Raw genomic sequence first — 25196 nt, 5'->3', positions numbered from 1 at the left:
ACGGGCATACGCATGGGGAAGAAACCAGCGACGGAACGGCGGGACGAGGTAAGGGCTGGCATCGGCAACGATCCGGCATTTGCCTATTCCGCTTTGCCCGGCGTCGCCGACGAAATGGTCGACAATACCGGTGCGGTGCGGCCGGTCTGGCAAAATCTGCTCGCCGCGCTCAGCCGCATGCCGGAAAAGGAGCTGCTGGAGCGCTTTGCCCGCGCCGACCGCTATCTGCGCGACGCCGGCGTTTTCTATCGCGCCTATGGAGCTGCAGGTGTCAGCGAACGCAACTGGCCGATCTCGCATATTCCCGTTCTGATCGACGAGCGCGAATGGCAGACCCTGTCGGCCGGTCTGCAGCAACGCGCCGATCTGCTCGAAGAGGTCATCGCCGATATCTACGGTGACAATAGGCTGATCAACGAAGGCTTGCTGCCGCCTGCGCTGATTGCCGCCAATCCGGAATTCCTGCGGCCGCTCGCCGGTATAAAGCCGGCAAACGGGCACTATCTCCACTTCCTCGCCTTCGAGATCGGCCGCGGTCCGGACGGCAATTGGTGGGTGCTGGCCGACCGCGCTCAGGCTCCGTCGGGCGCCGGTTTTGCGCTGGAGACGCGCGTCGCCACCACGCGCGCTTTCTCTGATATCTACGCCGAGACGAAGGTGCATCGGCTCGCATCCTTCTTCGGCGCCTTTCGCGATGCCTTGCAGGGCGTAAAACGCGGCGCTGCCGACCGGATCGCCGTCCTGACGCCGGGGCCGGCCAACGAGACGTATTACGAACACGCCTATATCGCCCGCTACCTCGGCTTCATGCTGCTCGAAGGCGAGGACATTACCGTCGTCAACGATCAACTGATGGTGCGTACCGTCGCGGGCCTAAGGCCGATCAGCGTGCTCTGGCGCCGCCTCGATGCATCCTATGCGGATCCGCTGGAGCTGAACCAGCAATCCCATATCGGCACGCCCGGCATGGTCGAGGCGCTGAGGGCGCAGACCGTCACCATCGTCAATGGGCTCGGTTCGGGCATTCTGGAAACCCGCGCGCTTCTCGCCTTCATGCCCACGATCTGTCGGCATCTGCGCGGCGAAGACCTGAAGCTGCCATCGATCGCCACTTGGTGGTGCGGACAGAAGGCCGAGCGTGAGCATGTGGCCGCGCATATCGAAAAAATGGTGATCGGCCCAGCCTATTCCTGCATGCCCTTCTTCGACGACAATGGCCAGTCGGTCCTCGGCTCGACGCTACGCACCACCGCCAAGGAATCGATTGCCGACTGGCTGACGACGGACGGCCACAAGCTGGTCGGCCAGGAGGTCGTGACGCTCTCGACTACGCCTGCCTGGGTAAACGGCAAGCTGCTGCCGCGGCCGATGAGCTTGCGCGTCTTTGCCGCCCGCACCGAAAAAGGCTGGCAGATCATGCCGGGCGGCTTTGCCCGCATCGGCAGCGGCGACGATGTTGCCGCCATAGCCATGCAGGCCGGCGGTTCGGCAGCCGATGTCTGGATCGTTTCCGACAAGCCGGTGGAGCGCCACACGCTGTTGCCGACCGAGGAGACCTTCACGCGCAACATGCCCGGCAGCCTGCCAAGCCGAGCCGCCGACAACCTCTTTTGGCTCGGGCGCTATATCGAGCGCGCCGAAGGGGCGTTGCGCATCCTGCGCGCCTGGCACGGGCGCTTTGCCGAAGCCGCCGACCCTACCCAGCCGCTGCTCGCCGACGTCAGCGACTATCTGGCGGCCGTCGATATCGACACCAGGGAACCCGTGCCGGAAAGCCTGCTGCGTAATATCGATAGCGCCGTCTATTCCGCCAGCAACATCCGCGACCGCTTCTCGCCGGACGGCTGGTTGGCGCTGAACGATCTCGCCAAGACCGCCCGCCGCTTCAAGGAAAAAGTCAAAGCCGGCGACGATGCCAGCCACGCCATGACGATTCTCCTGCGCAAGCTCGCGGGTTTTGCCGGTCTCGTGCATGAGAACATGTATCGTTTTACCGGCTGGCGCTTCCTGTCGCTCGGCCGCTATATCGAGCGCGGACTGCATATGACGCGCCTGCTCGGCCACATGTCCGGTCCGGAGGCCCCCGACGGCGCGCTCGACATGCTGCTCGAAATCGGCGACAGCGTCATGACCCATCGCCGCCGCTACAACGTCAATACTGCCCGCCTGACGGTGACCGATCTGCTGGCGCTCGATCCGCTCAACCCGCGCTCGATTCTCTTCCAGATGAACGAGATCCACCGGGAAGTGGAGCAATTGCCGAACGCCTTCGTCAACGGCCAGATGTCGCCCTTCTACCGCGAAGCCATGCGGCTGCATTCGGGTCTCGCCGTCATGACGCCGGAGACGATGAACGACGAGGTCTACAAGCGGCTGGAACGAGAGCTGGAACGTCTCTCGGATCTCCTCGCCCAGACCTATCTCGGATAATGTGATGCTCTACGACCTGTCGCTGCACATGGGCTATATCTACGACGTGCCGGCCAGCGGCGCGCGGCATATCGTGCGCGTGCTGCCGCTGTCGCTCACCAACCGCCAGCGCCTGATTGCCGGCTCGCTGAAGGTCACCCCCCATCCGGACGAGCAGTCGAACTTCACGGATTTTTTCCTGCATCCCGCGACCTCGATCCTCGTGCGCAACCCGCATGAAAAGCTAGACATCCGCATGCAGGCGCGGGTACAGGTGGAGAGCCAGCCCGTCTCCGCCGACTTCTCGCCGGTACTTGCCAAACTGCCGGATGAGTTAAGCGATTGCTGGTCGATCGAGCCATCCTCGCCGCATCATTTCATCGGCACCAGCCCGCGCCTGCCGGAGACGCCGGAGATCGCCGACTACGCCCGGCAGTGGGCAGCGACCGGTCTGACGGTGATGCAGATTGCCCACGCTATCTGTGCGCAGATTCATAAGGATTTCGTCTACGATCCCAAGGCGACGACAGTCGACACCACGCCGAAGGAGGCATTCCGCCTGAAACGCGGCGTCTGTCAGGATTTCACGCATGTGATGATCATCGCGTTGCGCAGCCTCGGTATTCCGGCCGGCTATGTCAGCGGCTTCCTGCGCACCATTCCCCCGCCGGGCAAGGAACGGCTGGAAGGGGCTGACGCCATGCATGCCTGGGTGCGCATCTGGTGCGGTGAAACGGCGGGCTGGATCGAGCTCGACCCGACCAACAATATCCCTGCCGGAACCGACCATATCGTCGTCGCGTACGGCCGCGACTATTCCGACGTCGCCCCTGTCATCGGCGTGCTGAAGAGCTATGGAACTCAAAAGACCATCCAGGCCGTCGACGTCATTCCCTTAAAGCAGTAACTTCCAATACAACTTTAAATCATGAATATTCGCGTCATTCGCTAAAAATCGAATGATCATCTCAACGGCCCACTCAGAGTTTGCGCCGATAGTCACGTCCATCTGGGGCTTATACATATCTTGGGCGGACGTGATGATCACTTGTTCGAGCAAATTCTGTGTCATTCAACATCTGTTGCGTGATCGCGCAGGTAATTTCGGCATCTTAACCGCACTCGCCATTCCCGTGCTGGCCGCGGCTGCAGGCGTTGCAGTCGATGTTTCCAACATGGCGGTTTCCGACAGCCAATTGCAGGAAGCAACCGATGCCGCGGCCCTTGCCACGGCAACGGCGCTTGCCAACGGCAGCGCGACGACATCCAACGCTCAGCAATTGGCCACTGACTTCGTGACCGGGCAGATGTCGAACTATCTTTCCGGTGATACGAGTGCGATCAGTGCGCTGAAGGCCGGCACCACGGCAACGGTGACGAAAACGACCGATTCTTCGGGTAATGCCAGCTATTCCGTCGTTGTGAACGCGTCTTATGCGATGCAGGTGAACGGCATGACGCGCATGCTCGGTCTCACCACGATGAACGTTGGCGCATCGAGCACCTCGGTCAGCGGCAATGATCCCGCACAAACTCAAAAGAGCCCGCTGTCCATGTATTTTGTTCTCGACCGCTCCGGCTCGATGGACGAACCAACCGACACCGTCAATGCCCAACAGCCGACGACGACGGTTTCCTGCGGCAACAACAACAAAAAGACCTGCACGGTCACCAATTACTACACAAAGATTCAGTCGCTGAAGATAGCGACAGCCAATCTGGCGGCACAACTGAACACCGCCGACCCGAACAGCATGTATGTTCGCACGGGTGCCGACTCCTATAATTCCAACGCCCAGACGCCGACGGCGCTTGCATGGGGCACCAGCCGCGTCACCCAATATGTCAACAACTTGACGGCAAGCGGCACGACGAACTCGGCGCCCGCATTCACGGCTGCGGTGACTGCCCTCACAATGGCATCGACGACGCCGGGACTCACGAACGAACAGTTGCAGCATAAAAATAAGAACGGCCAGACAAACCCGGCCACATACATCGTCTTCATGACGGACGGCGACAACAACGTGGCAAGCGCCGATACGAACACCAAAGCGCAATGCGACATCGCACGCAACGCCGGCATCCACGTCTATACGATCGCCTTCATGGCGCCTGCGAACGGCCAGGCACTGCTGAAGTATTGCGCAACGTCAGCCGCCGATTACTTCACGCCGCAGAATGCCGCAGACCTGTTCAGCGCCTTTTCGTCGATCGCTACTCAGGCGTCAAAGAAAATGACGCTTCTGACTAAATAACAACCGCAGCGCGATGCAGCGGATTAACGAATAGATCGCAAAAAACGAAAGCCGCCCAGAATAATTCGGGGCGGCTTTCGCTTGTTAACTAATCCGCGGATAAGAGCCGGAAAAACAATTGAAATCAAGTCTTTTTAGCGCTTTGAGGGCCTTTGCCCGCTATTTTCGCGTCTGCCTAATTCACTTGTTGCAACGCCTTTACATCGGTGCATAAACTGCTAGGTAAAGGCGATGGCAATTTGATTTATCAGGCGTAACGCCCTGAATATAAATCACAAATGGCGAGACTTGATAGTATGAATAACTTGACCAAGGCCAATCTCCCCGTTCCGGCACCCCGCAGTTCTCAGCCGGAAATCCTTGCGGAAGAAATCATCGAGCGCCTGACCTATCGCATTGGCAAAGATGCGAAAGTGGCCAAGCCGCACGATTGGCTGACGGCGACCATCCTTGTCATTCGAGACCGCGTCATCGACAAATGGATGGAATCGACCCGCAAGGTGTACGAGACCGGTGCCAAGCGCGTCTACTATCTATCCCTGGAATTCCTCATAGGCCGCCTGATGCGCGATGCCGTATCGAACCTTGGGCTGATGGAGGAGATCACCAATGCGCTCTCCTCGCTCGGCGTCGACATCCGCGTCATCGCCGGCCTTGAGCCCGACGCGGCACTCGGCAACGGCGGCCTTGGCCGTCTCGCCGCCTGCTTCATGGAGTCGATGGCGACCGTGGATGTGCCGGCCTACGGCTATGGCATTCGCTACGTCCACGGCCTGTTCCGCCAGCAGATGGCCGATGGCTGGCAGGTGGAACTGCCGGAAACCTGGCTCGCCCATGGCAACCCTTGGGAATTCGAACGGCAGGAAAGCGCCTATGAAATCGGTTTCGGCGGCGCCGTCGAATTCGTCAGCGGCCATGACGACCAGCCTCGCTATGTCTGGAAGCCGGCCGAACGGGTCATCGCCGCCGCCTTCGACACGCCCGTCGTCGGCTGGCGCGCCAAGCGCGTCAACACGCTGCGCCTCTGGTCGGCACAGCCGATCGACCCGATCCTGCTCGATGCCTTCAATGCCGGCGACCATATCGGCGCGCTGCGCGAAAGCAACAAGGCGGAAAGCCTGACCCGCGTCCTTTATCCGGCCGATGCGACGCCCGCCGGCCAGGAACTGCGCCTGCGCCAGGAATTCTTTTTCTCCTCGGCCTCGCTGCAGGACATTCTGCGCCGCCATCTGCAGCAGTATGATGATCTCACCAATCTCGCCGACAAGGTTGCGATCCAACTGAACGACACCCATCCGGCTGTCTCGGTCGCCGAAATGATGCGCCTTCTGGTCGATGTTCACGGCCTCGACTTCGACGCCGCCTGGGATATCACCCGCAACACCTTCGGCTACACCAATCACACGCTCCTTCCCGAAGCACTGGAAAGCTGGCCGGTGCCGCTGTTCGAGCGGCTGCTGCCCCGCCACATGCAGATCGTCTACGCGATCAATGCCAAGATCCTGGTCGAAGCCCGCAAGGCCCGCAATTTCAGCGATGCGGAAATCCGCTCCATCTCACTGATCGATGAAAACGGCGACCGCCGCCTGCGCATGGGCAATCTCGCCTTCGTCGGCTCGCATTCGATCAACGGCGTCTCGGCGCTCCATACCGATCTGATGAAGGTCACCGTCTTCGCCGACCTTCACAAGCTCTATCCCGGCCGCATCAACAACAAGACCAACGGCATTACGCCGCGCCGCTGGCTGATGCAGTGCAATCCCGGCTTGACCGGTCTCATTCGCGAAACCATTGGCGAGGCGTTCCTCGACGATGCGGAGAAGCTGAAGCCGCTCGACCAGTTCGCCCGCGACAGCGCCTTCCAGGAAAAATTCGCCGCCGTCAAACGCGCCAACAAGGTGCAGCTTTCCAATCTGGTCGCCAGCCGCATGGGCATCAAGCTCGATCCCGATGCGATGTTCGACATCCAGATCAAGCGCATCCATGAATACAAGCGCCAGCTTTTGAACATCATCGAAGCCATTGCGCTCTACGACCAGATCCGCTCGCACCCGGAACTGGACTGGCAACCGCGCGTAAAGCTGTTCGCCGGCAAGGCAGCGCCGAGCTATCACAACGCCAAGCTGATCATCAAGCTGATCAACGATGTCGCCCGCGTCATCAATCACGACCCGTCGGTGCGCGGCCTGCTGAAGGTCGTCTTCGTGCCGAACTATAATGTTTCGCTGGCCGAAGTCATGGTTCCGGCGGCAGACCTTTCCGAGCAGATTTCGACCGCCGGCATGGAAGCATCCGGCACCGGCAACATGAAATTCGGCCTCAATGGTGCCCTCACCATCGGCACGCTGGATGGCGCCAATGTCGAAATGCGCGACAATGTCGGTGAAGACAACATCGTCATCTTCGGTCTGAAGGCCGACGAAGTCGCCAATCTGCGCAGCGACGGCCACAATCCGCGTGCCGTCATCGAACGCTCGCGCGAACTGGCGCAGGCGCTTTCGGCCATCGCGTCCGGCATCTTCTCTCCGGACGACCGCGGCCGTTATGCCAGCCTCATCGACGGCATTTACGCCCATGACTGGTTCATGGTCGCGGCCGATTTCGACGCCTATGCCGCCGCCCAGCGCGAGGTCGATACCCTCTGGGCCAAGCCCTCCGAGTGGTATGCGAAAACAATCAACAACACCGCTCGGATGGGCTGGTTCTCTTCCGATCGGACGATCCGTCAATATGCCAAGGAAATCTGGAGAGCCGGATGAAAAAGCCGAAAAGACCCGCTGACGGCATCGCCTTGAGGGACATTTCGGCAGACGAGATTGCTGCAATTCTCGCAGGCACACATTCCGATCCATTCGCCGTTCTCGGCGTACATCGGACGGATGACGGGTTCATCGCCCGTTGCTTCATTCTCGGCGCCGAAGCCGTCACAGCCACCGCGTTGGACGGCTCCGTCATCGGCGAACTGGATTGTCTCGATCCGGCCGGGTTCTTTTCCGGAAATATCACGGTCGCCAAACAACAGCCGGTGCGCTACCGCGCCCGGCGCGGCGATGCCGAATGGGCGGTGACCGATCCCTACAGCTTCGGTCCGGTGCTCGGCCCGATGGACGACTACTTCGTCCGCGAGGGGACGCATCTGCGCCTCTTCGACAAGATGGGCGCGCATCCCTTGAAGCACGAGGGCGTGCAGGGCTTTCACTTCGCCGTATGGGCGCCGAATGCCCAGCGCGTTTCAGTGGTCGGCGACTTCAATGGTTGGGACGGCCGCCGGCATGTCATGCGCTTTCGCTCGGACTCCGGCATCTGGGAAATCTTCGCGCCGGACGTTCCCGCCGGCGTCGCCTATAAATTCGAAATTCGCGGCCATGATGGCGTGCTTTTGCCGCTGAAGGCCGATCCCTTCGCCCGCCGCAGCGAACTCCGACCGAAGACCGCCTCGGTCACCGCCAACGAAATGACGCAGGTCTGGGAAGACGAGGCACACCACGAGCATTGGGCCAGTGTCGATAAGCGCCGCCAGCCGATCTCGATCTACGAGGTCCATGCCGGCTCCTGGCAGCGCCGCGACGACGGCTCGTTCCTCTCCTGGGACGAGCTGGCTTCGCGGTTGATCCCCTATTGCGTCGATATGGGCTTCACCCATATCGAATTCCTGCCGATCACCGAACACCCCTATGATCCGTCTTGGGGCTACCAGACCACCGGCCTCTATGCGCCGACCGCCCGTTTTGGCGAACCGGAAGGCTTGGCGCGCTTCGTCAACGGCTGTCACAAGGTCGGCATCGGCGTCATCCTCGATTGGGTGCCGGCGCATTTCCCGACCGACGAACACGGCCTCGGATGGTTCGACGGCACCGCGCTTTACGAACACGAAGACCCGCGCAAGGGCTTTCATCCCGACTGGAACACGGCGATCTACAATTTCGGCCGCACCGAAGTTCTCGCCTACCTGCAGAACAATGCGCTCTACTGGGCTGAGAAGTTTCATCTCGACGGCGTGCGCGTCGATGCCGTCGCCTCGATGCTTTATCTCGACTATTCCCGCAAGCACGGCGAATGGATCCCGAACGAATATGGCGGCAACGAGAATCTGGAGGCGGTTCGCTTCCTGCAATCGATGAACACCAGGCTCTATGGGTCGCACCCGGGCGTGATGACCATCGCGGAGGAATCGACTTCCTGGCCGAAGGTGTCGCAGCCGGTCCACGAAGGCGGCCTCGGCTTCGGCTTCAAGTGGAATATGGGCTTCATGCACGACACGCTGAGCTATCTCGCCCGCGAGCCCGTGCACCGCAGATATCACCATAACGAGCTGACGTTCGGCCTCATCTACGCCTTTTCCGAAAATTTCGTTCTGCCGCTCTCTCATGACGAAGTGGTGCACGGAAAAGGCTCGCTGATCGCCAAGATGGCGGGTGACGACTGGCAGAAGTTTGCCAACCTGCGCGCTTACTACGGCTTCATGTGGGGCTATCCGGGCAAGAAGCTGTTGTTCATGGGCCAGGAATTCGCGCAATGGAGCGAGTGGAGCGAAGCCCGCGCGCTGGATTGGAACCTCCTGCAATACCGCATGCATGAAGGCATGCGACGCCTCGTGCGTGATCTTAACTTCACCTATCGCAGCAAACCGGCACTGCATGCCCGGGACTGCGAGGGCGAAGGTTTCGAGTGGCTGATCGTCGATGACTTCGAGAATTCGGTTTTTGCCTGGCTGCGCAAGGCGCCCGGCGAAAAGCCGGTCGCCGTCATCACCAATTTCACACCAGTCTACCGTGAGAATTATACCTTGCGCCTGCCAGCAGAGGGGCGGTGGCGCGAGATACTGAATACCGATGCCGACATTTACGGCGGCAGCGGCAAGGGCAATGGCGGGCGCGTGCAGGCCGTCAGTGCGGGCGGGGGCATACAAGCGACGATAACGCTACCTCCCCTGGCGACGATCATGCTTGAGCCGGAATTCTGACATCACAGACAGGGAGGACTGAAATGGTAGAAAAACGTATCCAGCCACTGGCCCGCGACGCCATGGCTTACGTTCTTGCCGGTGGCCGAGGCAGCCGCCTGAAAGAGCTGACCGACCGCCGCGCCAAACCTGCCGTCTATTTCGGCGGCAAGGCTCGTATCATCGATTTCGCACTGTCCAACGCGCTGAACTCCGGTATCCGCCGCATCGGCGTCGCTACCCAATACAAGGCGCACTCCCTCATTCGCCACCTGCAACGCGGCTGGAACTTCCTGCGTCCGGAGCGTAACGAAAGCTTCGACATTCTGCCGGCCAGCCAGCGCGTTTCCGAAACGCAATGGTACGAAGGCACGGCCGACGCCGTCTACCAGAACATCGACATCATCGAGCCCTATGGTCCGGAATACATGGTCATCCTCGCCGGCGACCATATTTACAAGATGGACTATGAATGGATGCTGCAGCAGCACGTCGATTCCGGCGCCGATGTAACTATAGGCTGCCTCGAAGTGCCGCGCATGGAGGCTGTCGGCTTCGGCGTCATGCATGTCGACGAGAAGGACCAGATCATCGCTTTCGTCGAGAAGCCGGCCGACCCGCCGGGCATTCCGGGGAATCCCGATTTCGCGCTGGCGTCGATGGGCATCTACGTCTTCCACACGAAATTCCTGATCGAGTGCCTGCGCCGCGATGCGGCCGACCCGAATTCCAGCCGCGATTTCGGCAAGGACATCATTCCCCACATCGTCAAGAACGGCAAAGCCGTCGCCCACCGCTTCACGCAATCCTGCGTGCGCTCCGATTTCGAGCGCGAGGCCTACTGGCGCGATGTCGGTACGGTCGACGCCTATTGGCAGGCCAATATCGACCTGACCGCCGTGGTGCCGGAACTGGATATCTACGACAAGTCCTGGCCGATCTGGACTTATGCCGAAATCACGCCGCCGGCCAAGTTCGTCCATGACGACGAGGACCGCCGCGGTTCGGCCGTCTCCTCCGTCGTTGCCGGCGACTGCATTATTTCGGGCGCCAGCCTGTCGAACAGCCTGCTGTTTACCGGCGTGCGCGCCAATTCCTATTCCAAGCTGGAAGGGGCCGTGGTGCTGCCAAGCGTCAAGATCGGCCGCCGCGCCCAGCTAAAGAATGTCGTCATCGACCATGGCGTCACCATTCCGGAAGGCCTGGTGGTCGGTGAAGATCCGGAACTGGATGCCAAACGCTGGCGCCGCACGGAAAGCGGTATCTGCCTGATCACCCAGGCGATGATCGACAAGCTGGATATCTGACATATGAAAGTTCTTTCGGTTTCGTCCGAAGTCTTCCCTTTGATCAAGACAGGGGGCCTGGCCGATGTGGCCGGCGCCCTGCCTATCGCACTCAAGCCCTATGGCGTTGAAACGAAAACCCTGATTCCCGGCTATCCCACGGTCATGAAGGCCATCCGTAATCCGGTGGCCTGCCTCGAGTTTTCCGACCTGCTCGGGGAGAAAGCAACGGTCTTCGAAGCCGAGCATGACGGGATTTCCTTCCTCGTGCTCGACGCGCCGGCCTACTATAACCGCAGCGGCGGTCCCTATGTCGACGCCACGGGCAAGGATTATCCCGACAACTGGCAACGTTTCGCCGCCCTGTCGCTCGCCGGCGCGGAAATTGCCGCCGGCCTGCTTCCGGGCTGGCGGCCGGATCTGGTGCATGTGCATGACTGGCAATCGGCCATGGTGCCGGTCTACATGCGTTATTACCCGACACCGGAACTGCCGAGCGTACTCACCGTTCACAACATCGCCTTCCAAGGCCAATTCGGCTCCGATATCTTTCCCGGACTGCGCCTGCCGCCGCATGCCTTTTCGATGGAAGGTATCGAGTACTATGGCGATGTCGGCTTCCTGAAAGGCGGGCTTCAGACTGCCCATGCGCTCACCACCGTCAGCCCCTCCTATGCGGAGGAAATCCTGACGCCGGAATTCGGCATGGGCCTTGAAGGCGTCATTGCCAGCCGCGCCAACAGCCTGCACGGAATTGTGAACGGCATCGACGACGGTATCTGGAACCCCGAAACCGATCCGATGATTGCGCAGACCTATGGCGCCACGACGCTGAAGGACCGCGCCGCGAACCGCAAACTCGTGGTCGAGCATTTTGGTCTGGACGACGATGACGGTCCGATTTTCTGCGTCGTCAGCCGTCTGACCTGGCAGAAGGGCATGGACCTGCTTGCCCGCATTTCCAGCGATATCGTCCGCATGGGCGGCAAGCTCGCCATCCTCGGGGCGGGCGACGCCGCCCTCGAAGGCGCGCTTTTTTCCGCTGCCGGCCGCCATCGCGGACGCGTCGGCGTTTCCGCCGGCTATAACGAACCGATGTCGCATCTGATGCAGGCTGGCTGCGACGCCATCATCATTCCATCCCGCTTCGAACCCTGTGGCCTCACGCAGCTTTATGGCTTACGGTATGGCTGCCTGCCGATCGTTGCGCGTACGGGTGGCCTCAGCGACACCATCATCGATGCCAACCACGCCGCGCTGCAGGCAAAAGTCGCGACCGGCATTCAGTTTTCGCCCATCACTGCCGAAGGGCTGCTGCAGGCTGTGCGCCGCGCCATGCACCTTTTCCAGGATCGAAAGGTCTGGACGCAGATGCAAAAGCAGGGCATGAAATCCGACGTATCCTGGGGCAAGAGCGCAGAACGCTATGCAGCCCTCTACTCCAGCCTTGTCTCGAGAGGCGCTTAATCAAATGATTAAAACCATTCCCACCAAACCCTATGCGGATCAGAAGCCTGGCACGTCAGGCCTCCGGAAGAAAGTTCCCGTATTTCAACAGCCGAACTACGCCGAGAACTTCATCCAGTCGATTTTCGATTCGCTGGAAGGCTACCAGGGCAAATGCCTGGTCATCGGCGGCGATGGCCGCTTCTACAATCGCGAAGTCATCCAGAAGGCCATCAAGATGGCCGCTGCGAATGGCTTCGGCAAAGTGATGGTCGGCAAGGGCGGCATTCTCTCTACGCCCGCCGCCTCGAACATCATCCGCAAATACAAGGCGTTCGGCGGCATCGTGCTTTCGGCCAGCCACAATCCCGGCGGCCCGACCGAAGATTTCGGCATCAAATACAATATCGGCAATGGCGGCCCCGCGCCGGAAAAAATCACCGATGCGATCTATGAGCGCACCAAGGTCATCGAAAGCTACAAGATCTCCGATTTCGCCGACATCAATCTGGATCGCATCGGCCGCGAAGACGTCGGCGGCATGATCGTTTCGGTCATCGATCCGGTCGAAGATTATGCTGCTCTGATGGAAGAGCTGTTCGATTTCGGCGCCATCCGCAACCTCATCAGCCTCGGCTTCCGTCTCTGCTTCGATGCAATGAGCGCGGTCACCGGCCCCTATGCCAAGGAAATCTTCGAAATCCGCCTCGGCGCGCCGGGCGGTTCGGTCCGCAATTTCCTGCCGCTGCCGGATTTCGGCGGCCATCACCCCGATCCGAACCTCGTCTATTGCAAAGAGCTCTACGATGAGATGATGGGCGACGATGCACCCGACTTCGGCGCAGCATCCGACGGCGATGGCGACCGCAACCTGATTATCGGCAAGGGCATCTACGTCACCCCGTCGGACAGCCTGGCGATCCTGGCCGCCAATGCCAATCTGGCGCCCGGCTATTCGCACGGCATTGCCGGCATCGCCCGCTCCATGCCGACCAGCGGTGCCGCCGATCGCGTCGCGGAAAAGCGCGGCATCGGCATCTACGAGACGCCGACCGGCTGGAAATTCTTCGGCAATCTGCTTGATGCCGGCATGGCGACGATCTGCGGCGAGGAAAGCTCGGGCACGGGTTCCAACCATGTCCGCGAAAAAGACGGTCTCTGGGCCGTGTTGCTCTGGCTCAACATCCTTGCGGTACGCGGCGAAAGCGTCATCGATATCGTCACCCAGCATTGGGCGACTTACGGTCGCAACTATTATTCGCGCCATGACTACGAAGGCGTCGATACCGATGCCGCCAACGGCCTGATCGACGCTCTGCGCGAAAAGCTGCCGACCCTACCGGGCACGAAGTTCGGCGATCTCACCGTTTCCGCCGCCGATGACTTTGCCTATCACGATCCGGTCGACAAATCCGTCAGCCAGCATCAGGGCATCCGCATACTCTTCGAAGGCGGCTCCCGCGTCGTCTTCCGCCTTTCCGGCACCGGTACGACGGGCGCGACGCTCCGCGTCTACATCGAACGCTACGAGCCGGATTCGACCCGCCATAACATCGAGACACAGGAAGCGCTCGCCGACCTCATCGCCGCCGCCCAGGATATCGCCGATATCAAGGGCCGCACCGGTCGTGATGCACCGACGGTAATTACCTGACGGCGAATTCTGCGGAGTTCCCCCTCACCCTATCTCTCTCCCCGAGGAGAGAGGGGATTGTGCCATAAGCGCCTTCTCCCCTCGGGGAGAAGGTGGATTTCGGTGGTTGAGCAGAGCGAAAACGCCGAGAGACGGATGAGGGGGTTATCCGAGAGCGGCGGCAAATTATATCACCCCCGTCGTTCCAACGTCCAAAATGGAAAGCCCGCGAGACATGTCCGAGCCGACACCCCGCCGCCTTGGCGCAACCCTCACCGACTCGGGCGTCGAATTTATTGTCGCCTCCAAACACGCCAAGCGCATAGAGCTCTGCCTGTTCGACGCCGAAGGCGACAAGGAGATCGCGCGTCTGCCGCTCACCCGCGACGGCGACGAGCACCGTCTTTTTGTGACGGACGCCAAGGAAGGCACGCGTTACGGCTTTCGCGCCCATGGTTCATACGATCCGGATCAGGGCCTGTGGTTCGATCCGTCGAAACTGCTTGTCGATCCCTATGCCAAGGAAATCGACCGGCCCTTCCACTATGATCCGCGCCTGGGCACGTTCGGCGAGGATACGCAGGATCTGGTGCCGAAGACGATCGTCTCGCGCGACATCCCAGTGAAGCCGGCCAAGCCGTTGTTCAAGCCGGGCGGCCTGATCTATGAAATCGCCGTCAAGCCTTTCACCATGCTGCATCCGGACGTGCCGGCGGAGAAGCGCGGCACGCTGGCCGCCCTCACCCATCGAGCCGTCATCGCCCATCTCAAGCGACTGCATGTCGACGCCGTCGAGCTGATGCCGATCACCGCATGGATCGACGAACGGCACTTGCCGCCACTCGGCCTCACCAATGGCTGGGGCTACAATCCCATCGCCTTCATGGCGCTCGATCCACGTCTGGCACCCGGCGGTGTGAAGGAATTGCGCGAGACGGTGGCAGCGCTGCACGCCGAAGGCATCGCCGTCATCCTCGATCTCGTCTTCAATCATACCGGCGAAAGCGACCGCCACGGCTCGACGCTATCACTGCGTGGCCTCGACAATCCAATCTATGTCCGCCATGACCCGAACCAGCCCGGTGTGCTGATCAACGACACCGGCACGGGCAATACCGTTGCCTGCGATCAGCCGGCGACACGCCAGCTCATCATCGACAGCCTGCGGCATTTCGTGCTCCACGCCGGCGTCGACGGCTTTCGTTTCGATCTTGCCACCGTCCTCGGCCGCACCGCCAAGGGGTTCGACCCCGAAAGCCTGACGCTGCGGTCCCTCTTCGCCGATGACGTGCTTCAGGATCGCATCATGATTGCCGAACCCTGGGATATTGGCCCCGGCGGCTACCAGCTCGGCAATTTTCCGGCTCCCTTCCTCGAATGGAACGATCGCGCTCGTGACGATCTGCGCTGCTTCTGGCGCGGTGACCACAACAAGATCGGCGATATCGCCACCATCCTTGGCGGCTCTTCCTCCGCTTTCGGCCGCGACGGCCGCACCCAGACCCGCAGCATCAACTTCCTCGCGGCCCATGATGGCTTTACGCTGATGGATATCGTCTCCTACGCACACAAGCACAATGAGGCGAACGGCGAAAACAATCGCGACGGCCACAACGAAAACTTCTCCTGGAACAACGGCGTCGAGGGCAAGACGGACGATCCTGTCATCCGCGGCAAGCGCCGCATCGACATCGAAGCCCTGCTGTCGACGCTCTTCGCCACGCGCGGCACCATTATGCTGACGGCCGGCGACGAAGGCGGGCGCACCCAGCGCGGCAACAACAATGCCTATTGCCAGGACAACGACATTACCTGGATGGACTGGACGACGCTGGACGAAGAGCTGATTGGCCATACCGCCTGGCTCGCGAGCCTCCGCCGCCGCTTTGCCGCCTTCAGCGGTATGGAATTTTTCAACGGCAAAGGCGATGTCCTCTGGTTCTCGGCGAAGGGCACGGCAATGACGGTGCCCGACTGGGAGACGCCGGGTGCGAGCATGCTTGGTATGGCGATCGAGACGGAGGACCGCGATAGCGGCAAGATGACCCGCCTCGCCGTGCTGCTGAACCGCGCCAACGAGGAACAACATGTCAAGCTGCCAGCTTCAGGCAAAACCGGCTGGTCGCTGCTGAACCCAAAGGAAACGGCAACGGTTCAAGACGAGATCACCGTGCCGGCGCGTTCGGTCTGCTTCCTCATCGAAAACTGAGCCGTTGACTTTCCGGCTTTATTCGCCAGAAAGATCGCAAGAAGAGCAAAGCCTGACGAGGATGGAATGGCCGGCGATATTTCGCTTGTTGAGATCATGAAGCTGGTCGGAACCGAGATCGGCATCTCCGACTGGATCACGGTCGAGCAGACGATGATCGACACTTTTGCCGACGCGACGCTCGACCATCAATTCATCCATGTCGATCCCGAGCGCGCCAAGGCGGAAACCCCCTATGGCGGCACCATCGCCCACGGCTTCCTGACGCTCTCGCTGCTCTCAGCGATGAACTACAGTGGCCTGCCGAAAATCCGCGAGCAGACCATGGGCATCAATTACGGCTTCGAGCAGATCCGTTTCATGTCGCCGGTCAAATGCGGCGCACGGGTGCGCGGCCGCTTCAAGCTCGCCGATACCCGGCTGCGCGGCGCCAACATGCTGATGCTGACCTATGACGTGACCGTGGAAATTGAAAATGAGCGCAAACCAGCGCTCACTGCGACCTGGACGACTATATCGCAGTTCGACCCGAAAGATCGGCCGGAAAAGGCATAGCAGCTCTTTTCTACTTTCGCCCCAAGGGGGTCCGAAGGACGGGTTGAGACGCGTGGCTCCACCCGGGTCAGGCCGCGCTTCGCGCGGGTTGGGGGGACGTTACCGGGAAAATCGCCCTTTCGCTTGCCACTCCAGCCCTCCCCGCTTCCCGCCCGTCATTCGCCCGATCAGGCGCCTTCTCCTCAAGAGGAGAAGGTATTTTGCGCATCCTCCGCGCCCTCGGCCAACAGCCCGAAGGCGTAGTCGGAGAAGGAACGCCAGACTTCGACGCGGAACGTCTCATCATCAAGACGCAGCAGCACGACTTCGGCCTTGCCGAACAGCGTGCGCGAGCAGGCCCCAACCGGGAAAACCTGCAGCGACAGGTCCTGCGGGCAACCGGCAGCGAGTGTCGCTTCCGCGCCAGGGCCGGAAACGATGATCGCCGTGTTTCGATGAGAGATATTGGCTGCCGAATGCAGAACGCCGGCAGAAGCAGCCAGGCCGACAAGATCCGTGCCGTTCTCGTCGATGACCAGCCATTCGTCGGGGCCTAGCCACAAGGCATAGCGGCCATCGGAGCGGACCGACGTTTTCGGCCGGCGCGGCAGGCTGAGACCGAGCGCTGCCGAAAGGCCGTCGAGCGACGCCGCCGGTGCCCGCAGCGAAATGCGGCTTGCGGACACGGCCGGCGTCAGCCGGACAGTGGAAGAACCGCCATGGCGGCCGGCGAGCGGCAGTTTACGGGTTGCGATATCAGCCATTGATCCGGCCGCCTTCCTTGTCAAAGAACACCAGATCCGTCACTTCGACGGCAATCGTCTTATCGGGCATCGGCACGTAAAGCGTCTTGCCCATGCGCTCGCGCCCGCCTGCGACCAGCGCGAAGGCGATGGAGCGGCCGAGATTTTCCGACCAATAGGCCGAAGTGACATGGCCGAGCATGGTCATCGGCTTCGGCTCATTCGGATCGGCGACGACTTGTGCGCCTTCCTCAAGCACCACCTTCGGATCGCGGGTAACGAGGCCGACGAGCTGCTTCCGGCCCTCCTTGACGAGATCCGGCCGCTTCAGGCCGCGAATGCCGACAAAGTCCGTCTTTTTCTTCGAGACGGCCCAGGAAAGCCCGGCGTCATCGGGCGTGACCGTACCGTCGGTATCCTGGCCGACGATGATGTAGCCCTTTTCGGCGCGCAGCACGTGCATGGTCTCGGTGCCGTAGGCGCAGGCGCCCATCGGCTCTGCCCGAGCCCAGACGGCTTCCAGAACCGACTGCCCATAATCCGCAGGCACGTTGATTTCGTAGCCGACTTCGCCGGTGAAGGAGACGCGGAACAGCCGCGCCGGCACACCGCAGACCTTGCACTCGGCCACGCTCATATGCGGGAAGGCTTCGTCGGAAAGATCCTGGCCCTCGACCAGCGGCTCGACGATTTCACGCGCCTTCGGCCCCTGCACCGCGATGACGGCCCATTGCTCGGTGGTGGACGTCAGCCATACCTTGAGATGCGGGAACTCCGTCTGCAGATAGTCTTCCATGTGTTGCAGCACGCGCGGCGCACCGCCGGTGGTGGTCGTAACATGGAAGCGGTCGTTGGCCAGACGCCCGACGACGCCATCGTCATAAACGAAGCCGTCCTCGCGGGTCATGATGCCGTAGCGGCAGCGACCGGGCTTCAGCGTGTCCCAGGCATTGGTGTAGAGCAGGTTCAGGAACTGAGCCGCATCCGGCCCGACCACTTCGATCTTGCCGAGCGTCGAGGCATCGAACACGCCAGCCACTTCGCGCGCCGTGCGGCACTCGCGATTGACGGCCTGGTGCATCGTCTCACCGGCGCGCGGATAGAACCAGGCGCGCTTCCAGTTGCCGACATCTTCGAAGATGGCGCCATGCGCCTCTTCCCAGGCATGCATCGGCGTCTTGCGGGCGGGATCGAAGAGCGATCCGCGCGAATGGCTGATTAGCGTCCCGTAGGTCACCGGCGTATAGGGCGCGCGGAACGTCGTAAGACCGACCTTCGGAATGTCCTTGTTGAGCATTTCCGCAGCAATTGCCAGGCCATGCATGTTGGAGAGCTTGCCCTGGTCCGAGGCCATGCCATTGGTAGTGAAGCGCTTGATATGCTCGATGGAATGCATGCCCTCGCGCACGGCAAGGCGAATATCCTTGGCGCAGACATCGTGCTGGAAATCGACGAAAGCCTTGGCATTGGTATCAGGCCCGGCACCCTCGGCCGCGCCGATCATGCCGCCAGTCCATTCGAAGGCCTGTTCGGCCTGCAGCAGGATCTTGCCGCCCTCGCCGCTCGCGCCCGCAGCCCGCGCCATCAATTCGCCGGCAGCAAGCGATTCCTCGATCGCCGCCTGCAGCCCGTCCGTGCCATTGCAAGCACCGACGGAAAGACAATCCTGAACATAGGTGCCCGGCAGGAAACGCTGCTTCTCAGTATCGAATTTCAGCTTGCCGCGCGACTGCGAGAACAGATGCACGGAGGGCGTCCAGCCGGCGGAAACGAGCAGCGCGTCGATCGCGATCTTGCGCGATCCTCTGCTGCCGTTGCGCGCCACCGTCATCGAGGCGATGCGGAGCTTGCCCGAAGTGTCGATAACCGCATAGTCGGTCAATACCTCGATACCGAGCCGTTTCGCCTCGGCAAGCACGGCCTCACCGGGATGCGCGCGGCTGTCGACGATCGCCGCGACGGAGACGCCGGCGCGCTTCAAGTCGAAGGCGGCTTCATAAGCAGAGTCATGCGCCGTGTAGACGCCGATCCTGGCGCCTACGGCAACACCGTAATGATTGAGATAGGTCCGCGCCGCGGATGCCAGCATGATACCCGGACGGTCGTTGTTCGGGAACACCATGTGCCGTTCGATCGCACCCGTCGCCATGATGACGCGCTTGGCGCGGACCTGCCACAGACGCTCGCGCGGCAGATGCCGGCCTGGCTTTGCGAGATGATCGGTAACACGCTCGGCAAGGCCGATGAAATTGTGGTTGTAGTAGCCGAAAGCCGTCGTGCGGGTCAGCACTTCGACATTATCCATCGATTTGAGCTTGGCGACGACATCCTGAGCCCAGTCATAGCCCTCGACGCCGTCGATCTTGACGCTGGTATCGAAGCGCAGCGAACCGCCCGCTTCCGGCTGTTCGTCGCAGAGGATGACCTTGGCGCCTGTCTCGGCCGCTGCGAGTGCGGCCGAAAGACCGGCAATGCCGGCCCCGACCACCAGCACGTCGCAATGGGCATAACGGCCGGCATAATGATCCGGATCTTCCTCCGTCGGCGCAACGCCGAGACCGGCGGCGCGGCGAATGAAGGGCTCGTAGATGTTCTTCCAGGCCGCTTTCGGCCACATGAAAGTCTTGTAATAGAAACCCGCGGCGAAGAAGGGCGACATGAGATTGTTGACGCCGCCGACATCGAAGGCGAGAGACGGCCAGCGGTTCTGCGACTGCGCTTTCATCCCGTCGAAGACCTCCTGGACGCTGGCGCGCACGTTCGGCTGGCGGCGGGCTGAGTCGCGGGAGATGTCGAGCAGTGCATTCGGCTCCTCCGCGCCGGCCGAAAGAATGCCGCGCGGACGGTGATACTTGAACGAGCGGCCGACGAGATGAATACCATTGGCAAGCAGCGCCGAGGCAACGGTGTCGCCCTCAAGTGCCGTGTAACTCTTGCCATCAAAGGTGAAGCGGGCGGTTCTGGCCGGCGTCAGACGGCCCTTGCCCGCAATACGGTTGGCGCCGCTCATTTCGCAAATCCCTCTTCTTGTGGTGTTTGTTCTTGTGCCGTTTGTTCTTGTAGTTTGTGGTCTTGCGCCACGGGCTCCGCGGCCGCGGGCAGCAGCGTCGAAATATCCGGCTTCGGCTCACCAGCCTTGTAAGTCTTGTAAAAGCGGTCGCTTACCGTGTCGCGTGCAGCGTTGAAGAAGCGGCCGCAGCCATGGATGTGCCGCCAGCGCTCGAAGATCAGACCCTTCGGATTGTCGCGCAAGAAGAAATATTCCTCGAATTCCTCATCCGAGATTTCGGCAATATTGGCCGGCCGCACGATATGCGCGTCGCCGGCGTTGCGGAATTCGAGTTCCGAACGCTCTTCCTCGCAATAGGGGCAGTAAATCAGCAGCATCGTTTTCTACCTGTGTTAAAGCTCGGAGCTCGAGAGGCTTGTGCCGGGAGGCTGGGCGCAGAGCCGGCCCGGAAACGGGACCCTGTCACAACAGCTATCCCGACCGCCGCCAGCATCAATGCGCCACGGCGGCGGCTGCCGCCTCGTCGATCAAACGACCGGTGCGGAAGCGTTCCAAATTCAGCCCGGCATTGAACCGATGCGGCTCATCGCGGGCGATCAGGTGGGCAAAGAGATTGGCCGAACCCGGCGTCGCCTTGAAGCCGCCCGTACCCCAGCCGCAATTGACATAGAGCCCCGGCACCGGCGTCTTCGACTGGATCGCCGAACGGTCCGGCGTGTTGTCGACGATGCCGCCCCAGGAGCGCATCATCTTGACGCGACGGAACATCGGGAACAGCTCGCAGATCGCATCCAGCGTATGGGTGATGATCTGCAGGCCGCCCGTCTGGCTATAGGAATTGTACTGGTCGGTGCCCGCGCCGATGACGAGTTCGCCCTTGTCCGACTGCGAAATATAGGCATGCACCGTATTCGACATGACGACGCAGGGGAAGATCGGCTTCAGCGGTTCGGAAACCAGCGCCTGCAGCGGGCTCGACTGCAGCGGCACGCGTACGCCAGCCATTTGCATGACGACGGTGGTGTGGCCGGCCGCCGAAACGCCGATCTTCTTGGCGCCGATGAAGCCCTTGCTCGTGTCGACACCGGTGACGCGGCCATCAGGCCCGCGGCGAATGCCAGTCACTTCGCAATTCTGGATGATGTGCACGCCGCGATCCGAGGCAGCACGGGCAAAACCCCAGGCAACCGCATCGTGACGGGCCGTGCCGCCGCGACGCTGCAGGGCGGCACCATTGATCGGATAACGTGCCGTCTTCGAAATATCGAGCGGCGGACAATAGGCCTTGGCCTGCTCCGGCGTCAGCCATTCATTGTCGATACCATAGAGCCGGTTGGCATTGATATGCCGCTTGAAGGACTGCTGGTCGTGGATATTGTGCGACAGCATCATCACGCCGCGCGGCGAATACATGACATTGTAATTGAGATCCTGAGAAAGCCCCTCCCAGAGCTTCATCGAATGCTCATAAATGTGCATGCTCTCTTCATAGAGATAGTTCGAGCGGATGATGGTCGTGTTGCGGCCGGTATTGCCGCCGCCGAGCCAGCCCTTCTCGATCACGGCGACATTGGTGATGCCGTGCTCCTTGGCGAGATAGTAGGCTGCGCCCAGGCCATGACCGCCGGCGCCGACGATGATGACGTCATACTCCTTGCGCGGCTCCGGCGAGGTCCATTGAGCCTCCCAGCCCTTGTGAGCCCGCATCGCTTCTCTTGCCACGGCAAAAACCGAGTATTTACGCATTCGCCCTCAACTCCTTCAGGCAAGACGCCCTTTTCTGGGCCATACAAATCGCAAATCAAAAACCGACACAACGGCTCTTTTGCGACGCATTGGGGACCGGCTTTCGACACGGTTAAAAAGAATAGTAAAACGGCCGCCGCATTCCATATGATTCTGTGGTTGTTTTGCCGTCAGCTATGGATGCTGAGGAACAAACCGCAGGTCTCCAACGGGGGCATTCTCGCTGGCTTGCACTCTGCCGGCTGCGGCGGGCGCGGCGTCGCCGGCTCAATTCATGCTCGACAAACTGCTTTTTCCTCTGCAAACTCACGATCTGGCTAGACTTTGACAAACCGATCTGCTATCCCGCCTTACCAATCGCAAGGCTGCGGCCGCGCGAACGTTATTGTTTTGTCTCCTGGCGCTGCAGTCGCCGCTGGCATCAACCAAACCAAAGGAACGTGATTCTCGTGCAGGTACTTGTCCGCGATAACAATGTCGATCAGGCTCTCCGCGCTCTCAAGAAGAAGATGCAGCGCGAAGGCATTTTCCGCGAAATGAAGATGCGCGACTACTACGAAAAGCCGTCGCAGAAGCGTGCTCGCGAAAAGGCTGAAGCTGTTCGCCGTGTTCGCAAGCTGGCACGCAAGCGTGCGCAGCGCGAAGGTCTGGTCGCACGCTAATCGTCGTTTTTTCGACGTTTTCAGATGCATGTCTGGCGGGGGCGAGTCGTTTCGCCGCCGCCTTTTTGATTTATTGTCCGGGCAAACGGAATTAATCAAAACAGCCTGATATAACGCATGGGGAAAGCGAACCCGATAATGGCAATCACGACGTCCAAACAGTTCCGCTCTTCGAAACTGTCTTTTTTTGTTTCGAAGCGCGCCGCTGCCGTGCCCGCTTTGGCTCTTCTCACTGCAATCGGCCTGTCCGGCTGCCAAACCGCCTCCACAGATACGGTGATCCGCATCGATAAGGCGCAGGGCTCTTCGGAAAACATCGCCTCGTTGACCTCGGTCATCAATGCCAATCCGCAGGATCCGGAAGGCTATAACGTCCGCGGCACGGCCTATGGCCGCGGCGGCGAATTCAGCCGTGCCCTTGCGGACTTCAACCAGGCGATCCAGCTCAATCCGAAGTTCTATCAGGCCTACGCCAACCGCGCGCTCATCTATCGCAACATGGGCAAGCTGCCGGAAGCGGTCGCCGACTATAACGCTGCGCTGCAGATCAATCCCAATTATGACGTCGCCTATATCGGCCGCGGCAATCTCTACCGTCAATCCGGCCGTGACAACGACGCCTTCAGCGACTACTCCAAGGCAATCAGCCTCGGCACGACGGATGGGCGCGCCTATAACGGCCGCGGCGTGATCTATCAGAAGCGCAATCAGCAGGATAAGGCGATCGACGATTTCTCCAAGGCAATCTCGCTGTCGCCGAATTCGCCCGAGCCCTATAACAGCCGCGGCATCTCCTATCTCGCGCAGAACGACGACGACAACGCGTTTGCCGATTTCAACCACGCGATCGACCTCAACAACAAGGTCGCCGAATCCTGGGCCAACCAGGCCTTCGTCTATGAACGCCGTGGCGACAAGGCCAAAGCCCGCCGTTCCTATCAGCACGCCGTCAACCTCGATCCGAGCTATCAGCCGGCCAAGGATGGCCTGGCGCGGGTCGGAGCGGGCGCGTAAGACATCCGCAATTGCCAGAGAACAACAGTGGGCCGCCGGGCGATCATACGTCCGGCGGCTTTTCTTTGCGCTGTTGAACGCATAGTCTCTCTCCGGCCCCACATTCGGACAAGAGACACGGCATGCCTTCTCAAGAAATCATCGTCGTCGGCGCCGGCATTATCGGCGCTTCCATCGCCTGGCATTTGACGCGCAAGGGTGCATCCGTCACCGTGATCGCGGCAAAGGCTGGAGGCGAGGCGACGCCAAGCTCTTTCGCCTGGATCAACGCGAGCTGGGGCAGCCCCGAATTCTATTTCCATTTCCGTCGCCGCTCGATGGCGCAATGGTCACGGCTGGCGGCTGACCTTCCCAGCCTGCCGCTTTCCTGGTGCGGCGGGCTCTGCTGGGATCTACCGGACGCCGAATTGGAGGCCTATGCGGCGCGGCAGAGCGGCTGGGGCTATGGGCTGCGGCAGGTCGACCGCGAAACAAGCGCCGCCCTGGAACCAAATCTCGCCAATCCGCCCGCGGTCGCGCTGCATGTTGCCGAAGAAGGCGCCGTCGAACCGGTTGCCGCCGCCAATTTGCTGTTGGAGGATGCTGCCCGTCACGGTGCGACGCTGTCCTATGGCGTGGAGGTCAGGCGTCTCTTGCGGGAAAACGGCAGGGTTACGGGCGTCGAAACGGCTGAGGGAGCGCTGCTTGCCGATCATGTCGTTCTTGCCGCCGGCGCCGGCACGGCGGCACTCGCCGCATCCGTCGGCGTCGATGTGCCCATCGAAACGCCGCCGGGCCTGATCGTTCATTCCCGTCCCAGCCCACGATTGTTGAATGGCCTCGTCATGGCGCCCGAGCTGCACATGCGCCAGACGATGGAAGGCCGGATCATTGCCGGCGGTGATTTCGGCGGTACCGATCCGGGCGACAAACCGCAAGACGCCGCGGACGAACTTTTTACCAAGGTCAAAGCCATGCTGCGCGGCGGCGACAAGCTCGACCTCGATTTTTATACGGTCGGCTATCGCCCCACTCCGAAGGATGGCTTCCCCATCATCGGCAGCGTCGATGCCGCCCCGGGCCTCTATCTCGCCGTCCTGCATTCCGGCGTGACTTTGGCGCCGCTGATCGGATCAGTCGCGGCGGCGGAGATTCTCGACGGTGATCCGGACCCTCAGCTTGCGCCATTTCGCCTATCGCGATTCGCATCGACGAGCGAATGACTGCTCTGCCTCCAAAGTGTCTGGTATCACTTACGATTTAACGGCGGTGACTTTTCATATGTTGCAACGCAATTTACCGAGCCCTAACATGGCACTTTCGAG

The 25196-nt window shown here is 61.0% G+C and carries 17 protein-coding genes; 13 read left to right on the top strand and 4 right to left on the bottom strand.

Going from position 1 to position 25196, the window contains the following annotated elements; all coding sequences use genetic code 11:
• Nucleotides 1–12 precede the first annotated feature (12 nt).
• The 10 genes from K290_RS0115900 to K290_RS0115850 all read left to right on the top strand — a co-directional run bounded on the left by K290_RS0115900 (nucleotide 13) and on the right by K290_RS0115850 (nucleotide 16738).
• Nucleotides 13–2430, top strand: a complete 2418-nt coding sequence (locus K290_RS0115900) for a circularly permuted type 2 ATP-grasp protein (protein WP_028752844.1) — start codon at nucleotides 13–15, stop codon at nucleotides 2428–2430.
• Nucleotides 2431–2434: 4 nt separating this feature from the next.
• On the top strand, nucleotides 2435–3316 hold the full coding sequence (locus tag K290_RS0115895; protein ID WP_028752843.1) for a transglutaminase family protein: 882 nt from the start codon (nucleotides 2435–2437) through the stop codon (nucleotides 3314–3316).
• 133 nt (nucleotides 3317–3449) lie between these two features.
• The gene (locus K290_RS0115885) at nucleotides 3450–4667 is read left to right on the top strand and encodes a vWA domain-containing protein (protein ID WP_028752842.1); all 1218 of its coding nucleotides are present in this window, start codon (nucleotides 3450–3452) and stop codon (nucleotides 4665–4667) included.
• Between the two features lie 296 nt (nucleotides 4668–4963).
• Nucleotides 4964–7426 carry a glycogen/starch/alpha-glucan phosphorylase gene (locus K290_RS0115880; RefSeq protein ID WP_028752841.1) on the top strand — a complete coding sequence of 821 codons (2463 nt, stop codon included), beginning with the start codon at nucleotides 4964–4966 and terminating at the stop codon, nucleotides 7424–7426.
• Nucleotides 7423–9630 carry a 1,4-alpha-glucan branching protein GlgB gene (gene glgB / locus K290_RS0115875; protein ID WP_028752840.1) on the top strand — a complete coding sequence of 736 codons (2208 nt, stop codon included), beginning with the start codon at nucleotides 7423–7425 and terminating at the stop codon, nucleotides 9628–9630. Before K290_RS0115880 ends, glgB begins: the two co-directional genes overlap by 4 nt.
• A 23-nt stretch (nucleotides 9631–9653) precedes the next feature.
• Nucleotides 9654–10916: a glucose-1-phosphate adenylyltransferase gene (glgC, locus tag K290_RS0115870; RefSeq protein ID WP_028752839.1), complete on the top strand. Its 1263-nt coding sequence runs from the start codon at nucleotides 9654–9656 to the stop codon at nucleotides 10914–10916.
• Between the two features lie 3 nt (nucleotides 10917–10919).
• Entirely contained in the window at nucleotides 10920–12362 is a 1443-nt protein-coding gene (gene glgA, locus K290_RS0115865) for a glycogen synthase GlgA (RefSeq protein ID WP_028752838.1), read from the top strand.
• Between the two features lie 4 nt (nucleotides 12363–12366).
• Complete coding sequence (locus K290_RS0115860) at nucleotides 12367–13995, top strand: alpha-D-glucose phosphate-specific phosphoglucomutase (protein ID WP_028752837.1); 1629 nt, start codon at nucleotides 12367–12369, stop codon at nucleotides 13993–13995.
• A gap of 214 nt (nucleotides 13996–14209) precedes the next feature.
• On the top strand, nucleotides 14210–16183 hold the full coding sequence (gene glgX, locus K290_RS0115855) for a glycogen debranching protein GlgX (protein ID WP_028752836.1): 1974 nt from the start codon (nucleotides 14210–14212) through the stop codon (nucleotides 16181–16183).
• 66 nt (nucleotides 16184–16249) lie between these two features.
• Nucleotides 16250–16738 carry a MaoC family dehydratase gene (locus K290_RS0115850; protein ID WP_028752835.1) on the top strand — a complete coding sequence of 163 codons (489 nt, stop codon included), beginning with the start codon at nucleotides 16250–16252 and terminating at the stop codon, nucleotides 16736–16738.
• A 182-nt stretch (nucleotides 16739–16920) separates the two neighbouring features.
• On the opposite strand, the gene K290_RS0115845 is transcribed toward K290_RS0115850, so the two are convergent.
• The 4 genes from K290_RS0115845 to K290_RS0115830 all read right to left on the bottom strand — a co-directional run bounded on the left by K290_RS0115845 (nucleotide 16921) and on the right by K290_RS0115830 (nucleotide 22216).
• Nucleotides 16921–17481 carry a sarcosine oxidase subunit gamma gene (locus tag K290_RS0115845; protein ID WP_028752834.1) on the bottom strand — a complete coding sequence of 187 codons (561 nt, stop codon included), beginning with the start codon at nucleotides 17479–17481 and terminating at the stop codon, nucleotides 16921–16923.
• Nucleotides 17474–20470 (bottom strand): sarcosine oxidase subunit alpha, encoded by a 2997-nt coding sequence (locus K290_RS0115840; RefSeq protein ID WP_028752833.1) that lies wholly within the window; start codon nucleotides 20468–20470, stop codon nucleotides 17474–17476. Before K290_RS0115840 ends, K290_RS0115845 begins: the two co-directional genes overlap by 8 nt.
• Nucleotides 20467–20847: a sarcosine oxidase subunit delta gene (locus K290_RS0115835; RefSeq protein WP_028752832.1), complete on the bottom strand. Its 381-nt coding sequence runs from the start codon at nucleotides 20845–20847 to the stop codon at nucleotides 20467–20469. The genes K290_RS0115840 and K290_RS0115835 overlap by 4 nt, the downstream gene beginning before the upstream one ends.
• Nucleotides 20848–20962: 115 nt before the next feature.
• Nucleotides 20963–22216, bottom strand: coding sequence for a sarcosine oxidase subunit beta family protein (locus K290_RS0115830; RefSeq protein ID WP_028752831.1), 1254 nt, complete (start codon nucleotides 22214–22216; stop codon nucleotides 20963–20965).
• 449 nt (nucleotides 22217–22665) lie between these two features.
• Here K290_RS0115830 and rpsU point away from each other — a divergent pair, with 449 nt between their 5' ends.
• From rpsU to K290_RS0115815, 3 genes are all read left to right on the top strand, one after another.
• Nucleotides 22666–22878: a 30S ribosomal protein S21 gene (rpsU, locus tag K290_RS0115825; RefSeq protein ID WP_003585885.1), complete on the top strand. Its 213-nt coding sequence runs from the start codon at nucleotides 22666–22668 to the stop codon at nucleotides 22876–22878.
• A 138-nt stretch (nucleotides 22879–23016) separates the two neighbouring features.
• Nucleotides 23017–23892 carry a tetratricopeptide repeat protein gene (locus K290_RS0115820; RefSeq protein WP_028752830.1) on the top strand — a complete coding sequence of 292 codons (876 nt, stop codon included), beginning with the start codon at nucleotides 23017–23019 and terminating at the stop codon, nucleotides 23890–23892.
• 122 nt (nucleotides 23893–24014) lie between these two features.
• Nucleotides 24015–25094 (top strand): NAD(P)/FAD-dependent oxidoreductase, encoded by a 1080-nt coding sequence (locus K290_RS0115815; protein WP_028752829.1) that lies wholly within the window; start codon nucleotides 24015–24017, stop codon nucleotides 25092–25094.
• Nucleotides 25095–25196: the final 102 nt, after the last annotated feature.

It is taken from the genome of Rhizobium leucaenae USDA 9039 (assembly GCF_000426285.1).
Taxonomy (GTDB): Bacteria; Pseudomonadota; Alphaproteobacteria; order Rhizobiales; family Rhizobiaceae; genus Rhizobium; species Rhizobium leucaenae.
Note: the sequence above shows the minus strand (reverse complement) of the source record. Positions and strands in the feature narration are given on the sequence as shown.